The sequence below is a fragment of the Mesorhizobium sp. M0833 genome (assembly GCF_040319905.1).
Taxonomy (GTDB): domain Bacteria; phylum Pseudomonadota; class Alphaproteobacteria; order Rhizobiales; family Rhizobiaceae; genus Mesorhizobium.
This window is the reverse complement of record NZ_JAMYOQ010000027.1, coordinates 64,797-78,868: the sequence shown is the minus strand read 5'-3', so window position 1 is coordinate 78,868 and position 14,072 is coordinate 64,797. Positions and strand designations below refer to the sequence as shown.

Annotated in this window: 16 protein-coding genes and 1 tRNA gene; 3 read left to right on the top strand and 14 right to left on the bottom strand. The window is 59.4% G+C overall.

Annotated elements, in window-relative coordinates:
• Positions 1-103: 103 nt before the first annotated feature.
• A tRNA-OTHER gene (locus tag NKH98_RS25300) sits at positions 104-210 on the bottom strand.
• A 6-nt stretch (positions 211-216) separates the two neighbouring features.
• Positions 217-699: a helix-turn-helix domain-containing protein gene (locus NKH98_RS25295; RefSeq protein WP_172374547.1), complete on the bottom strand. Its 483-nt coding sequence runs from the start codon at positions 697-699 to the stop codon at positions 217-219.
• Between the two features lie 371 nt (positions 700-1,070).
• Here NKH98_RS25295 and NKH98_RS25290 point away from each other — a divergent pair, with 371 nt between their 5' ends.
• Positions 1,071-1,253, top strand: a complete 183-nt coding sequence (locus NKH98_RS25290) for a hypothetical protein (protein WP_172374545.1) — start codon at positions 1,071-1,073, stop codon at positions 1,251-1,253.
• A 27-nt stretch (positions 1,254-1,280) separates the two neighbouring features.
• Here the strand turns inward: NKH98_RS25290 and NKH98_RS25285 are convergent, their stop codons facing one another.
• The 5 genes from NKH98_RS25285 to NKH98_RS25265 form a co-directional block, all read right to left on the bottom strand.
• Positions 1,281-1,847, bottom strand: coding sequence for a hypothetical protein (locus NKH98_RS25285; protein WP_352781132.1), 567 nt, complete (start codon positions 1,845-1,847; stop codon positions 1,281-1,283).
• Between the two features lie 233 nt (positions 1,848-2,080).
• A complete protein-coding gene (locus NKH98_RS25280; protein ID WP_352902679.1) occupies positions 2,081-2,914 on the bottom strand; it encodes a HesA/MoeB/ThiF family protein in 834 nt (277 codons plus the stop codon).
• A complete protein-coding gene (locus NKH98_RS25275) occupies positions 2,911-3,537 on the bottom strand; it encodes a hypothetical protein (RefSeq protein ID WP_352902676.1) in 627 nt (208 codons plus the stop codon). The genes NKH98_RS25280 and NKH98_RS25275 overlap by 4 nt, the downstream gene beginning before the upstream one ends.
• 2 nt (positions 3,538-3,539) lie before the next feature.
• Complete coding sequence (locus tag NKH98_RS25270; RefSeq protein ID WP_172374537.1) at positions 3,540-3,920, bottom strand: hypothetical protein; 381 nt, start codon at positions 3,918-3,920, stop codon at positions 3,540-3,542.
• The gene (locus tag NKH98_RS25265) at positions 3,917-4,273 is read right to left on the bottom strand and encodes a hypothetical protein (protein ID WP_352902673.1); all 357 of its coding nucleotides are present in this window, start codon (positions 4,271-4,273) and stop codon (positions 3,917-3,919) included. Before NKH98_RS25265 ends, NKH98_RS25270 begins: the two co-directional genes overlap by 4 nt.
• Positions 4,274-4,372: 99 nt before the next feature.
• Between NKH98_RS25265 and NKH98_RS25260 the strand changes: the two genes are divergently transcribed.
• The gene (locus NKH98_RS25260) at positions 4,373-5,275 is read left to right on the top strand and encodes a WYL domain-containing protein (protein ID WP_352902670.1); all 903 of its coding nucleotides are present in this window, start codon (positions 4,373-4,375) and stop codon (positions 5,273-5,275) included.
• A gap of 28 nt (positions 5,276-5,303) precedes the next feature.
• On the opposite strand, the gene NKH98_RS25255 is transcribed toward NKH98_RS25260, so the two are convergent.
• The 5 genes from NKH98_RS25255 to NKH98_RS25235 form a co-directional block, all read right to left on the bottom strand.
• Positions 5,304-5,531, bottom strand: coding sequence for a hypothetical protein (locus NKH98_RS25255; RefSeq protein WP_352902667.1), 228 nt, complete (start codon positions 5,529-5,531; stop codon positions 5,304-5,306).
• A gap of 129 nt (positions 5,532-5,660) precedes the next feature.
• Complete coding sequence (locus tag NKH98_RS25250) at positions 5,661-6,839, bottom strand: hypothetical protein (protein ID WP_352902664.1); 1,179 nt, start codon at positions 6,837-6,839, stop codon at positions 5,661-5,663.
• Positions 6,832-8,730, bottom strand: coding sequence for an ORC-CDC6 family AAA ATPase (locus tag NKH98_RS25245; protein ID WP_352902661.1), 1,899 nt, complete (start codon positions 8,728-8,730; stop codon positions 6,832-6,834). Before NKH98_RS25245 ends, NKH98_RS25250 begins: the two co-directional genes overlap by 8 nt.
• Entirely contained in the window at positions 8,727-9,842 is a 1,116-nt protein-coding gene (locus tag NKH98_RS25240) for a phosphoribosyltransferase-like protein (protein WP_352902657.1), read from the bottom strand. The genes NKH98_RS25245 and NKH98_RS25240 overlap by 4 nt, the downstream gene beginning before the upstream one ends.
• A gap of 95 nt (positions 9,843-9,937) precedes the next feature.
• The gene (locus NKH98_RS25235; protein ID WP_352902654.1) at positions 9,938-10,318 is read right to left on the bottom strand and encodes a helix-turn-helix domain-containing protein; all 381 of its coding nucleotides are present in this window, start codon (positions 10,316-10,318) and stop codon (positions 9,938-9,940) included.
• Between the two features lie 78 nt (positions 10,319-10,396).
• Here NKH98_RS25235 and ybiA point away from each other — a divergent pair, with 78 nt between their 5' ends.
• Positions 10,397-10,885, top strand: coding sequence for a riboflavin biosynthesis intermediates N-glycosidase (ybiA, locus tag NKH98_RS25230; RefSeq protein ID WP_352902651.1), 489 nt, complete (start codon positions 10,397-10,399; stop codon positions 10,883-10,885).
• 2 nt (positions 10,886-10,887) lie between these two features.
• Here ybiA and NKH98_RS25225 read toward each other — a convergent pair whose 3' ends face one another.
• Both NKH98_RS25225 and NKH98_RS25220 read right to left on the bottom strand, forming a co-directional pair.
• Positions 10,888-11,826 (bottom strand): PfkB family carbohydrate kinase, encoded by a 939-nt coding sequence (locus tag NKH98_RS25225; RefSeq protein ID WP_352902648.1) that lies wholly within the window; start codon positions 11,824-11,826, stop codon positions 10,888-10,890.
• Positions 11,823-13,739, bottom strand: a complete 1,917-nt coding sequence (locus NKH98_RS25220; RefSeq protein WP_352902645.1) for a hypothetical protein — start codon at positions 13,737-13,739, stop codon at positions 11,823-11,825. Before NKH98_RS25220 ends, NKH98_RS25225 begins: the two co-directional genes overlap by 4 nt.
• Between the last annotated feature and the right edge of the window lie 333 nt (positions 13,740-14,072).

Genomic DNA, 14,072 nt, shown 5'->3' with positions numbered 1-14,072 from the left:
CAGAGAACCTTGCAGACCATCGACAACCCGTTCGGCACGAGGTTGTCACCCATGTCTTAGGTACATTCTGTTACCCATGTCTCCGGGTCGTACCCATGAAGGATGGGCGTGACGGCAGGACTTGAACCTGCGACCTCCCCGCCCCTAGATAGCGGTGTCACGCACCACCCAGGTCGAAAGCGAGGCACTCTTCCTCTGAGCTACGTCACGATCTGCCTATTTTTCGTTATCCACGACCAGTTTCGGCTTCTTGCGCCGCAATCGGTCTGACCGCTCTTGGGCTGCCCGTTTCATTTCGGCGGCCTTCTCCAGCGCAAACGGCCTGGCGGCATCGATTAGACCGTCGAAGCGGTATTTATTGGTCATGCTGCCGTTTGGCGTGTGGCGCCGCTCTTCCCGGCCGAGCAGGCCGTGGGCCTCCAGCGCGGTAATCCGCTTCTGGATCGTGCGCGGTGTCACTCCGATTGCTTTGGCGATGGTTTCGACTGAAGGATGGGGGAGATTCTCGGGCAGCCACCAGTATTGGACCAGGTGGATGATGATGTTCATATCCAAGGCGTCCAGGCCGAGGGCCTGCTGCTTCTCGATGATGATGTTCGGGAACGCGCTCCAGCCGGTGGCCATCAGCGCCCTGGTCCATTTCTTCTCGTTGGTGCGGAGCTTGTCGACATCGGCTTTGGCTGTCACTGGCTGCGCCATGGAAGGGCTCCTGGTGTTCAATTCTGCGATCAAATATCGGCGCTTCCTATCTCGAGCACAAGTGGGAAGGGGGCGAATTTTGGTTCGGGGGGTGGGCGATCCAGAATTCACCCAACGCTCGAACTCCCAGACAGGGGCTGGTGACGCGCGCTTCGCCCAAAAAAGGGATATATTGATAAAACGAATTGTCGATCAGACGAAGCTCTCGATATGCAACCGATAAGATAGGCCCCCCGTCCCAAGGCTCACCCGGGGTATTGACATGTGGTTTATGCACACAGATAGTTTCTATGATCATCAATTCGAGATTGGTTGCAGCCGGCGTTAGACGTCGGGCAACCGATCCCGTTACCGTTTAGGCGAGGTGACTTATGGATTTTACAGCTGACGTGCTTCATCGCCTCGAAAAGAACGCGAAGGCGGCAGCCGGCGTTTCGAAAAAGGCCGCCGACAAAGAGCTGAAAAAAATCGGAATACTAACCCCTAAGGGTAAGTTGGCATCGCCCTACCGCAATGAAAAGCCTAAAGCCCGCCCTAAGGCGAAAGTGGCTTAGAAACGCCCCTCTCGGCGTTTTTTCAGCTTACAGTAGGCGGAAAACCCCTTTTATGCAGTCGGGGTTGCGAATGCAGATTTGGATGTGGCTTTTTTTGAAGAAGCCTGAGCCCTCATAAAGTGCGCCGCCCTCTTGGTAGAGACCACGCAAGCTGTCGGCGGGCGGGTGGTTGATGTCTTTGATCATTTTATGCAAGGTCATGACCACAGCGCAATCCCGTCGCCTCAGCAGCGCATCCGTCCCGCCCTCGTTTATCGGCACGGGGTTGCCGCTGGAGGCGGACAAAGACACCAATTTGTCATACGCTTGGCTTAGCGCCTGAAGGCTTTGCTCATTCAGGGTATCGATGCAGTTCCCCAAGGTCAGCGCCGCCCCCACGACCATCGGTTTCTTTACGCGGCCCCATTTCACTTGCTGGTGAGCAAAGCTCAATGCGCGCTCCGGGTTCGCCTCCCAGAAGTAGATACCGTGACCCAGCCAATCGTAATCGTTCTCGCTTGGCTCGAACTTGTTTCCGGCAAGAATCTTCTCACCGACCGCTTCGTCGCAGCCATGATAGCCCAGTAGGAGATTGGTGCTGAGTGCGTGATACATGCAAATCGTAGTCCTGTCCGTTCTTCGCGGGCCTTCCCAGAGCCCGCTCGGTCAACATCAGGCGGCCGGGCGTGCTCGTGTCAAGGGCAAGCCCCTCCTAAGGCGTCAGATGCGAAGGGACGATTTTAGATATTTTATCCGCAAACGGTGACTGCGCCAGCCTTCTGCGTTTCAACGCAGCCTTCGTCGCGACCTGTCGTGCCGAAGCATGGCCGTCAATTCCGGCTCGAGCGTCACGTCCCGATCACTTTCCTGATGTCGAACTGCGGGTCGCCTAGCGCGTCCTGGCCGCCATAATGGGGGCAGACATTGGGGATGTTCATGTAATGCGGCCGCTCGCTTAGGGCCACCGTCTGCTGATTACCATCCAGTTCGAGCCAGGTGTAGGGCTCCCGGGCAGGCAGCCAAGGTGTGAGCATTTTCATGAAAGCGCCGACAGCAAGGCTTGCCAAGGTTCCGTTGGTCCACACGACTTGAGGATTGATGCCGGCGGCGCCATACCTGTTCTCCTCGATGGCAAGATTTTCCGGTGTCAAGAACCCGAGGCAGTGCATGCAAGGCTGCCCTGGAAGGCTTACGATCATCTGCCCGGCGACCGCGAAGTGCCCGTCGGCGACCTGGGTGATGTCCATTCCGATATCGATTAAAGGCACCGCGAAGCGGCGCGCCGCGCGTTCGAGATAATCCCGCTGCTGGTAACCATCCACGCAGCCGAAAATCACATGGGCGTCGCGGATTAGGTGATCGGATTCTTGCCACGTCGTGTCCGCCGAGAGGACCTCAGCCCAGGGACGTATGCCCCTGATCAGACGCGTGGCGATGTCAATTTTCTTGGTCCCGGCGACAATGTCGCTCTCGGTTCCACCGACAAGCCGGTTCAAGTTGCTGGCCTCCATGGCGTCCGGATCGATAAGTCGGAAATGGCCGACGCCCGCATGCGCCAATTGTTGGGCGATATGAGATCCGCCGCCGCCGAGTCCGGCGACCGCCACGCGCACGTTGGCGAGGAGGTGTTCAGCTTCGGGCCCGAGGAAGCTTTGGCGTGAGAAATCCCTATCGACCGTCATATGTAAAACTCCGTGCTGCCGTCGCGGGCGGCCCGATCAATGACTAGGCGCGGACCGATGGTGCTGAACTCATCGATCTTCACTACCTGCTCGGGCGATAGCCAGACGCGTCCCGCCGCAGTTTTCGGGTTCAGGACGATCGCTCCATGCGGCATTTGCGGACAGACCGTGAAGAAGTCCGGTAAGAACTTAACCTGCTCACGCAGGTCGATTCCGCTAAACCAGAGGTGCTTGGAAAGCCCGTGCATATGGGTGTGGAACACGCCGACACCCTTCAGGAGGGCCAGTTCGAGCGCCTTGCGGATTGCTTCCGACCCGATCATGGCCCCTACCGACGGATCTCTTACATAGTCGTCGTCAGCGACTGGGTAATAGTCCTCGGCAATCAAGGTGACTCCCTCCGCGCCTTCGGCAGCGCGAACCGTAATGAACCCGACGCGTTCATGGGCAAAGGCGTGACGGCGCTCGAGGTCCGCGCGGACGCGAGACAGGAAGGCTTCGCTTGCGCGGAAAGTGACCCTCAAGGCGGGAACGGCCGGAGGCGGGGAGGAGGTCAGCGGCTTATCGACAGCCCCTAGCTTCCCGAAAACTGTCTGATAGAGCCAGCGTAGGAACCTGTTCATGATCAGGCCGCCTTATCGCTGGCCAGCGGCGCCAGGTGCGCCGCCAGGATTTCATGATATGGCAGGGCAGGGCTGACGTCCCGCCATGAGAACGAGTGCCAGTAGCGTCCGAGTAACGGCACGTTCGCTTCGTTCCAATTGACCGGCCCGCCCACGTTCTCCGCCATGTACAATTTCGTCGGATAAGTCGGATTGTTATGGTTTAGGCAGAGCACCGCATCCGTGACACGCACCTGGTTGCCCACCCACAGGCGCAACTGCTCCATAAAAATCAAATTTCGCCACCCTTCGGTTTTGAAGTTGACTTCACCGGAGCAGAGTTCACGGATTTGATCCAATCCATCAGGAGGGTCGCCTCCCTCCTCGACGCCGGCGATGATCATGACGAACCTCCGGTGCGAGCATGGCTCATGAAGCGCGATCCGTCGCGCACGGCGACAGTGCTAGCATCATCGAGGTCCTTGAGGCCGTTCGGCGTGATTTCGGCAAGGATCTTGGCGGGGTCAACGCCGACCTGGGCCTTCAATTCGCTGACGATCCACTGGCCGCCGCGGACGCGCTTCTGCACATTATCGACGAGGATAGTGACCTTATCGTCGCCGTGGCCAGGGTTGCCGCCGCCGTGACCGGGATTGCCGTCACCGCCGCCGTGGCCTGGGTTGCCACCATTGCCGAGGCCGGAGTCGTCTCCGGCGTCGGGATGGCCTTTACCCTTCTCTTCGTCCTGATCGCTCATGTTAGTTCTCCTTGATCCAGAGGCCTATACGATATACAGTTTCTCAACTAATCAGCCGATATATACATAGTTTTTATAAGTGTCAATGGGATGGTGCATATGAATGATACGGATGTGCGCTGGACGGTGGCCCAGCGCTACGAATTCATGGAATGGCGTATTTACTGGACAGGTTCGGTCAACAGGAGAGACCTCGAGACGAGGTTTCAGATCTCGTCGCCTCAAGCCTCGGTCGACTTCCGGACCTATCAGGAGATTGCCCCCGGCAACATCGAATACGACGCGTCGGAAAAGTCGTATGTGAAGACTCGGAATTTCCGCCCGGTTTTCCTGACGTTGTCGCCGGAACGTTATCTCGCACAGTTGCGCGCCATCGAGTCAGGCGCCGCGCGTCTGGCCGATACCTGGTTCGAAAAGACACCGCCGGTGGAGATCATCCCTGAAATATCCCGAGGCCCCGAGGCTTACGTCCTTCGGGCGGTGGTCGACGCGATCGAGACGCGCTCCCAGATCGACGTCTTTTATCAGTCGCTGAGTCGGACAGGCCGCAGAACGATATGCCCTCATGCTCTGGTTCACGACGGGTCGCGTTGGCATTGCCGAGCGTTCTCGGTCGACCGCCAAGAATTTAGGGACTACGTGCTCGGGCGTATCCTTTCGTTCTGGCCGCCCGAGCCCTGTGACATTGATCCCGCCGATGACTTAGAGTGGTCGACGGATTTCGTCCTTAAGATTAAAGCCCATCCAGGCCTTGATGCAGAGCAGCGAGCCGCCATCGAGCACGATTTCCGCATTGAGGGCGGTGAGCGCAAGCTAAAGATGCGGCTAGCGGTGGCGTTCTATTTCGTCAAGCGCCACAACCTCGACCTGCAGTCTCATCCGGACGTGCCGCCAGCACGTATCCAGCTATGGCTGGAGAACCTGGAAGAACTGAACAGGGAGATCGCGTCTGCGAAAGAACGCTCCAAGCGCCTCATCACCGGCCGATCAAACGCACTCTGATATCATCGCCTAAGCGCAAACGTGTTCGTTACTCGTAGCGCCCGCCGACCAGATCGCCCATTGACCGCCGCTTCTTGTACGCAATATCGCGCTGTCGCAGATGCTCCGGTCGTGCAGCATGTGAGAGCGCTGGCAAAGGCGCGCAGGTTCGCCGGGCGTTGTCTGCTAGGTCGTGATCGAGATGAGCCGCCGCCAGCACCACCTTGGTGTAGAGGACCGGCTCGGTGCATTCAAAATGGGCAGGGAGTTGGAACAAGCGCTCTCCCGTTCCTGACCGCCAGCTTGCCGCCTCCTCGTCCCGCCATCGGCCGTCACCGAGGTGCGCGATGGTTTTCCCATGCGGAGGACGGCCAAGTGTAGGCTGTTCAGGGCTACGTCGCTTTAGCTAGACGTTCCGTTCGTCCGACATGCCGGCGTCCGCGGCAGTCCCAGCGACAATCTCCCACTCGCCACGAACCCACATCGAGTACAACTCGAACGGGTCGTCCGGCTTTTGGACCGGATCGGCGTATGTCGCTGTCTCGACATAGGGTATTCCCACCTTCAGCCGCTTTCCTGGGACCTCACCGAAAAGATGGTCGTAGCAGGCCAGCAGCACCGCAATTGAGAGGAGCTTTGAAGACAGCGGTGAAACGAAGGCCTTGCAGCCGCCAAGCGTATTCAGCGCGCGTCGATACCGGTCCATCGCCTCGAACACCTGCTTGTAGGCTTCGAAAGGGTTGTATTCGCATGCGAGGAGAATGTTACGTGGCTCGACTTGGAAGGTGTCGAACAGCAATTCGCGGTGCTCATAGATGATCTCGTCCCCACGTCGCGGCTCTCGCGACGGGAACGGCACAACCGGGCAAATCTCATCCGGGGTGAGTTTCTGGTGGATCCTGTCGAGACGGTCGCGCTGACTCTCCCCAAGAACGGGAAACCAGACGTGCGGTAGGTTCTTAGTTGTCTGCGATGTCAGTTCGCCGGAGAAGCCGCGCACGAACGACACTTGGTCTTTCAGCGAGCCTTGGCCCGCCGCGAGGTCGGACGTGACGCTCTCCGCCGTGGTGACGTGCAGATTGACGCACCTGCCGGTCGCCGATGCGATGTCGAGGCCACGCAGCAGCACGGCGACGCTCGTCATCGCGACCATCCGAGGCATCGCACTGATGTCCACAATGACGTCGTCATACAAAGTTGGATCGCCGGCCGCGCGAATCTTTTCATAGGTTTGCCGCGACGCGACAGGGTCCTCGAATGCGCCCCCAAGGTTGATATCCACCTCCATTATTCGCTCGGGCGGAAATAGCTTTCCGAGGCCCTCGACGTTCTTCTCCGTCCTGGCACGACGAAGCGCGCTGTCCTGCTGGCCGTTGTGGAACGCGAGGAGCCAGACATGAACGTTGGCGCCGAGCCCATGGAGCCGACGCGCGGTCTCCAACGCGCGGACGTCGAAGCCCTTTCCGACCACGAGGAGTATCCGCCGCTCGCGCTCCGCGAGGTGGCGTTTCCAAAAGATGTTGAACTTTGCATCGCCCGTAAGCGAGTACGGGTCCCAGCGCATCACCGCTTCGCCATCAGACAAAGGTCGGCTCCTCTTCCTTGCCGCCATGCGCTTGCCACGTGATCAGGTCTTTGATTTTCTTTTCCCTCCATCCCCCATACCCTAGCGGGAGCCCGAACTGTACGCAGAGCAGCCGGTTGAGGTAAAATACGACGAACTTCTTGTTTTTGTTGCTATGGTCTAACCGCGGCACCAACAGGTTGTGTGCGACCAAGGACGTGACAACATCGCGCAGGCCACGCAGGTGCTTGATCTGATCGTCGGGTGTGTCGATCAAGGTCTCGCGATCCTGCATTGTGATGCCAATCCCTGTTACGCCGGGCATATACGGCGCGGTCTCACGGAACGTCTGCGCGTGGCAGAAGGAGCAGATCCCTTCGAGCAGCGTCTTCGCGTCTCGACCAAGCGGCAGACGGCGGGTGAGATCGTTCCAGCGGGCTTTGGCGATGCCGGTGATGATGTTGTGCTGCCGTTCGGCAGACAGCGGCATCGGCACGTCCCGAAGAAACTGTATCTTGGCGGATATCTCCTCGAACAGCTCGCCGCTAACTGCGAGATACTGCTCAACGTTAAACGACGACACGTCGGCGATTGCGTCTCGCCCGAAATAAATAGGAGCCCCTATTTCCGTTCGGACGAAGTGCTCGGCGGCGCGCGCGAGCCCGCTGCTCTGCCGCTTGTCGAACTCCTCGGTTGAGAGCGAGATGAAGTCAAACGTCGGCTGCTCATTTCTTCTGTCGCGCGCGACGAGGACCTCGGTCATTCGCCACTGGATGGCGCGCTCGACCGCGCTGCCGTTGTTCTTGCGCGCCGTGTCGAGCCACACATCGTATCGCGGCGTCTGGCCCATCTTCGCCAGAATACGTGTCTCAATATCGACGCATGCCTGTTCAAACTTCGTCGCCCATACAGTGAGGTCGTCTCCGTCGGCGATCAGCGCGAACATGTCCCGGTCGCCAAAGTTGTCGGCCTTGGCTGCCCGCAGCTTGGCGATGTTTTCGACAAATCGGGCATATACCGCTCCGCGCCGATCACTCCATTGCCGCTCAAGCTGTATCACGCCGTTGTAGTCGCGATTTTCCAGGGCACCCTCAGATAGCAGGTCCTTATGGGTGAGCGTCTCTAGGCGCTCGGCGATCCAGATGCCGCACTTGGCGCGGGCGCCGGTCACGAAGTCGAGGAGCGAGCGCCGCTGATTGGCTGACAGCGTCTGGAGCTCGTCGAACAGCAGCACGCGCCGCACCTCAACAGGTCCGAGGGGACTGGAGATGCGAGAGTTGGCGAACCACTTCAGGCCATCGAGCCGCGCGTGGCCGCCTTTTACCGGTTGCGGCTCGCCGAGCACGTCCATCCGACCGTAAAAGTCGGTTTCGATCTGCGAGGCCCAGTCGAATAGTTCACTTCCTGTGGCTGTCGCTGGGATCGTACTGCCGGACTCCGGCTCCCAATCGAAACTGATCTGCTCAAGATCGCGAGGAAACGGACGGCCGAGCCATTCCAGGACGGCGCGCATGGTTGCGATCACGATGCGCGAGTTGACCAGCTCGCGGAAGAGCGCGTTGCCGCGGTCAAACGCCGCCAATTCGCGAAACTCGCTGGTAAACTCCACCATTGTGCCGAGCAATTCCGGTCCGTGGATTCCGATGGCACCCACTTCGCGGAGAGCCTCGTGCGTCGCCTTTACAGTCGAGCTTCCGTTCGCTAGCGAGTTAACGAGACCTAGTGGACGCGGTGTGAGAAGGCGCAGGAAGGTGGTCTTGCCGCCGCCGGGCGCACTCCGCATAAACACTACGCTCCCCCAGGGGTCACCGACGTTCTGGAGCAGATCGATCGCGCCAGCGCCGAAGAGCCGTACAAACTCCTCATCCGTTGTCGCGCGCTGCGACGCGCTGATACGAAAAGGGTTTCTCACGGCTGCTGCAGCTTCCGATGCCGGCTTACGCGTGGGAATAGGCCGCGCACGGTGTGCACATCCTCCGCCCAGAGAATGTAGACCGAGTTGTTGGGCGTGTTGTGGTTTAGCACGACTGGCAGCCTGCCGTTCGCGTACCCGTAGCGTTTGGTAGTCTTGCCGACCTTGCCATGCTCGTCGTCGGCTTCGGGATCGAAATATCGATCGTCGGCCATGAGTGCAAAGAATGGAGCGTCGCGTGTCTCGTCCAACCGGGCTGCGGCTCCTAGCCTACATACGACCTCGAAGCAGATCTCACCCTCGAAAGGCAGCTTGGGTAGCAGCCCTTCAATATGATTAATCGCTTGATCGCTCGCGATGTACGCGACGATGGTGACTTTGACCCCCTTCACGACGCATCCGCCAAGTCCGTCGGGTTCGGCCAGCGCCTCGATTATGGTCGGGATTTTTCCATCCCAACCTTCCTTCTCATCGAAGCGAATGGCGCTCGTTCCGCTCGCGGTGAAGTCGTCGATAAGGATAACGTTCTCGAATAGCGCGGCGTCGTCTTTGGGCTCCGCGCCAGTCATCTTTGTCAGGTCTTTCTTGAGCTTCCCCAGCATGTTTGCTGCCTTGACCTGGGACGGGTCGTAACCGAGGAAGACCTGCTCGTTCGAGATCAAGGGATTGGCGCGGCGGAACCAGTCGGTACGCGCACCGTCACTCATGCCGAGGTACAACGTGCGGCGGTGGAGGGTACGGTATTCCAAGGTCTCGGTGATCGCCTTGACTCGGTCTACCGGGATGCCACTGCGAGCGCTGGCCGTTTCGAGCAGTTTAGGCCTGATAATGGTCGGGAAGGTAAGCTCGACGAGATGGTTTATCTCCCCCGCGCTGAAGAAGATCAGGCGGCTACATACGAAGTCATAAGCGGTGCGGCGTTCGGCGCCGGTATCGAACTGCTCGAGCCATAGCGCCAAACTCTCGATGAAACGCCGGCCGGGCGAGAATTGTTGATACTCGTCGTATTTATAGGTGGCGAACGTCTCCAGCCGGGCGCGTTCCCGAGCCTTCTCTTCATCTGTCCAATCCATGATCTTGGCTAAGAGTGCCTCAGCCAATTCCTTCTTCACGCTCCGCTCCCCATTTCGGCCGGCTGCCTTGCAAGCGACCGGCTCCTCCCACATCAGCAATACACGGTGAGTCGGCGGATGCACCAGTATTTCGTTTATCGGAGTGGGTTCCTCACAGATGAAGTATCCACGTTGAATTCTTTCCCCCGCTTGCGCGGTTTTATTTTTGCCACCGCATCGATCACTGCGACCAATCGGTCCGCATCCAGTGAAGTCTCGTCCCACGCACGGCGCACCGACGCCTCCAGTTTGGCCCAAGCTGCGTTCTTCTTGGCCTGGTTGCCTGACTCTGCCCGCGCCTCAGTATGCGGATCGAAACCAAGTGTATTGCAAATTCGCAAGACGTTGCCGCTGATCGTCCGGAATTGACCATCGAGGATACGCGAGGTCTGGCCCGGGTCAACACCAGCGAGGGAGGCGAGCTGGCTGGTGGAAAAGCCGGATTTCTCCCGCCTCTTGCGGATCAGCCCGGCCAACTTTTCTCTTTCTTCCCGACTTGGTTTCATGCATATTAGCATGCATAGCTAGTGCAAATATGCAATAGGAGTGAGGTGATGACTGAGGGCGAGATCCGCTTCTATCGAGCGAGCGAGAAACCCTACGGCGCCTTTAGCAACCTCTACCGTCGGCCGGTCGACTTCGAGGACGAGACCTTCCCGACGAGCGAGCACGCATATCAGGCGGGCAAGGCCAGGAAGCCGGAGGTTCGGGACTGGGTATTGTCGGCGCCATCTCCTGGACTAGTTGCGATGGCGGCTCACGGCCTCTACTACTGGGACATCGCGCCGGGCTGGTCGCGAACGAAGTTCGACCGTATGCGCGGTGTGCTCCGTGCCAAGTTTACTCAGCACGAGGATCTCAAGAATCTGTTGCTCTCGACAGGCGACGCGCGGCTGGTTGAGAGCGCCACGGTTGACAACGAGGTCAACCGCCTATGGGGCGAGGTCAACGGTGAGGGTCGTAATATGCTCGGTCAGCTGCTGATGGAGCTGCGCACGAGTCTCCGCGACGAGGATGGGGGCCTCAACAAACGCGCAGCCTGACGTTAGCCGTCGGCGAGGATCTCACGAGCTCGGCTGGGTCCGCATTCACGGAAAATCCCACGTGCACCAATATAGGCGCAATTCGCGGCGGCCAGCCGCTGCCCCGATCGGATGCCCGCCAAGACAGTGCTGATCGATAGCGAAGCGGGGTGACAGACGCCGTTTTGAATAATCGTGTCGAGCAGGCCCAGTGTAACCATATCCCCAGAGCCGCACGTATCGCGCACCATGTGGGCATCACAAGCCTCGCACCTGTGTGCCTCTCCGGCATGCCGAACCTCGAGCCCATAGCGGCCCGCCGTTACGATGGTGAATGCCTCAGGCCTTAGTCGCCCCGCAATCTCGGGGGACAGGCGGTCCGCCGAATATTTAAAGATGTGCGCGATCGAGACGGCGCGATCGAACTGGTCCGGCTCACCGATGCCTGATGGCTCGAAGTGTATGATCGCTCCACCCGCCGCCGCCGTCTCCATTGCGTCGCAGATCGTTTCCGATATCCTATCGGCGTAGAAGATAGTGCACGACGCAACTGCGGCGCGAGCGGGCTCGAGATCATGGATCGTGATCGGCTGGAAGCTGCCAAACCGCTCCGACGACTCTGGGCAAGTGAACGAGAATGTGTGGTCGCCGGAGGCGGGGTCAAGCAACTCCGCAATGACTGGCGATCTCAGACCCTGGTGACGGCTAACGAGGCGGGTGTCCGCGCCTGCCGTTCGAAGGTCACTTTCGAGCCTGCTGCCGACCGGGTCGTTGCCGAGACGCAGCAGGGGCGTGACGCCCCAGCCTAGCATAGCCAGCGAGATTAGGACGTTTCCGCATGACCCGCCGAGCTCCTCGAAGAGCGGCTCCTGCTCGCCCACATGGATACGGTCTAGGGCGACTAGCCCCGTTCCGACCACCTGGTTGCGGGGAACGTATGATGTCAGCGCCTGCGTGTTCATACAGTGCTCGCGTCAAAGCAATTGAGGTCAAGGCGAGCATGCCCACCTTCGAAGCGCAACGCTTGCAAAATCCTCAGCAGGGCGTCGGGACCTGACGAGGATCGTCCGAATAGGGACCAGCTTCCCCCAAGGTGCCCACACACACCGTTTACGCTCACACTTGGAGGCTGGCCAAGCAACTCCTCGTCGTTCCCGCCCTGTTCGCCACTGTCGCCGACGGCGAGAACCTGGCCTGTGTTGCCCATCGCCTCGAGCATCCTCGCTCTGACTGTCGTTTTGCTAGTGCCAGCGGGCACGAAGTCAAAGCTGTGATGCGAGCTCAGCACCTTAATACGTCCGTCAGCGATAGCCGGAAACGCGCCAATTGTCGTGACGAAGGTTGCCGGCGCAGGTACCTCGCTATACTTGATCGTGATCTGAGCCCGGCCACGCTTAAGCGAAATGCCGGGAATCAGAAAGCCTTGCTCCTCTATCCAGTCGGCGAGCGCCACGAGCTCCGGATCTGGCGGCGGCTGATCCTTCTCAATATCCACATCCAGCGTGCGTATGTGGCTGCCATTATAGTAGCCAATGGTCATTGTGGGGTGGAGCCTCTCGGGAAGGGCCTTTCTAAGCGCGACGCCAGCTGAACCTCCGCGGCCAGTGGCAAATCCGATTGCGATTCCAGCATCAGCCAGACGGGTAAGTTCAGCGATCAGTTCGGGTGCCGGAGGGTCCAGCCGCGCTTCAGTGGTGACGACGGTGCCATCATAGTCGAGGACAACACCCCCAATGAGTGCGTCGGAAAGAACGTCAATCCAATGTTCGCGGGCCGCCGCCGCGGCGATGAGGGGGCAAGCGGGATCGTCGTGCAACTGCACCGCATCGAGCTTGTGCCTTACGGCGGGCACGAGTTGCTGAGCGAGATCCGACAAGCCGGTATCGTCGTAGATCGCGCCGGCGAAGTCGCCGTGTCCTGGCTTGCCGGGGTCGATGCCGGCCGCCTCGCCGAGCATCCGGACAATCTTGAGGCCCTCCGCGATCGAGACCGCACTTCTAAACCGTCCGGCGTGGCCCAAATCGGTTTCGATCAAGCGGATCGAGGGTGGAAGCGCAACGCGGATGCTTGCCCAGATATCTCGCGAGGCGGCGGTGGTGACAGCGATGAGCAACATGTTGTCTGGATGCCGTGCTGCCCAGACATGGCGTCCATGAGCGAAGTTCCGGAAATCAGCGCGTTGAACGGGCGCGATCGCAGTTTCCCAGAGCGACGTCTCGATCAAAGTAGCGAGCGTTCGGCACTGAGGATCATGCAGAACGACGACAGTGTCCCCCGACTTGTAGTCGAGCGCTGATATGTCGGGTGAGCCTGCGATTCGTTCGATCTCCGCTGCGAGCCGTTCGATGATGGCGGTTTTCCCTGAACGCCTTGCGACGACATCGGCCGCGGCTAGCATGCACGTCGCCATCGCGACCAAGGAATGGGTCGCTAAGAAGCCGTCCTTGCGCTCGGCGACCGGCGCGACAATTACCCTCGCACGCTCACTTTGCGCGGCGTTTATCGCGGTGGCGCCCCGCGGATTCACGGTAAGAAGTGTCACTCTGGCGGCGTTGGTGCCAAGGGCCGCTGTAAGCGCAGCTGCCACGTCGGGATTGTCCGCGCCAGCGCTAAAGATCCAAACGTCAAAACCGGATACGTCGTCCTGCGAAATGACGAAGTCCATCGGGGTCTGTACGATGGTCACGCCGTGGCCGAGTGTTGACCGGCAGCGGGCAAAGTACTCGGCCATGATAGCCGAGCCGCCAGAGCCAATCGCGACTGCTACACGGCCTGCGCTCTCGCACAGCGCCTCTGCAACCGTACTGATTGGGCCGTTCGCGCCTGCGTGGACGGTGTCAACTATAGTCCTGAGCTTTTCCGCAAAGATCGTCATTCTTGTATGCATATCAGGAAATTGAGAACGATTGACCCCCTTCGACGATCTATCACCGTCGTTTCAGGTCGTATAATTGTTCTCTATATGTTCGCCGTCTTATTGTCTATCTCTCCGCTTCTGATTCCGCGGAAACCTAGAGCTGCCTGTCCGCTTCGGCCCCAAATCTGCCGGTCAGCAATGCGCCTCCATTTCGGCCGTAGGGATTGACTTCGAAATTTACCGAAAGCGTTTCCTATGCCGCGCAATAAGTTGCGCTCGCGCGATTAGCAGAACCGGTGAGGTCGCCGACGACCGGACATTCGCATCGCGTCGTCGTCGCCTCCAAACCTC

Excerpts from the sequence above, each read along its gene's own strand:
- NKH98_RS25295 (WP_172374547.1), bottom strand. The coding sequence starts at position 699 with ATGGCGCAGCCAGTGACAGCCAAAGCCGATGTCGACAAGCTCCGCACC.
- NKH98_RS25290 (WP_172374545.1), top strand. The coding sequence starts at position 1,071 with ATGGATTTTACAGCTGACGTGCTTCATCGCCTCGAAAAGAACGCGAAG.
- NKH98_RS25285 (WP_352781132.1), bottom strand. The coding sequence starts at position 1,847 with ATGTATCACGCACTCAGCACCAATCTCCTACTGGGCTATCATGGCTGC.
- NKH98_RS25280 (WP_352902679.1), bottom strand. The coding sequence starts at position 2,914 with ATGACGGTCGATAGGGATTTCTCACGCCAAAGCTTCCTCGGGCCCGAA.
- NKH98_RS25275 (WP_352902676.1), bottom strand. The coding sequence starts at position 3,537 with ATGAACAGGTTCCTACGCTGGCTCTATCAGACAGTTTTCGGGAAGCTA.
- NKH98_RS25270 (WP_172374537.1), bottom strand. The coding sequence starts at position 3,920 with ATGATCATCGCCGGCGTCGAGGAGGGAGGCGACCCTCCTGATGGATTG.
- NKH98_RS25265 (WP_352902673.1), bottom strand. The coding sequence starts at position 4,273 with ATGAGCGATCAGGACGAAGAGAAGGGTAAAGGCCATCCCGACGCCGGA.
- NKH98_RS25260 (WP_352902670.1), top strand. The coding sequence starts at position 4,373 with ATGAATGATACGGATGTGCGCTGGACGGTGGCCCAGCGCTACGAATTC.
- ybiA (WP_352902651.1), top strand. The coding sequence starts at position 10,397 with ATGACTGAGGGCGAGATCCGCTTCTATCGAGCGAGCGAGAAACCCTAC.
- NKH98_RS25225 (WP_352902648.1), bottom strand. The coding sequence starts at position 11,826 with ATGAACACGCAGGCGCTGACATCATACGTTCCCCGCAACCAGGTGGTC.
- NKH98_RS25220 (WP_352902645.1), bottom strand. The coding sequence starts at position 13,739 with ATGACGATCTTTGCGGAAAAGCTCAGGACTATAGTTGACACCGTCCAC.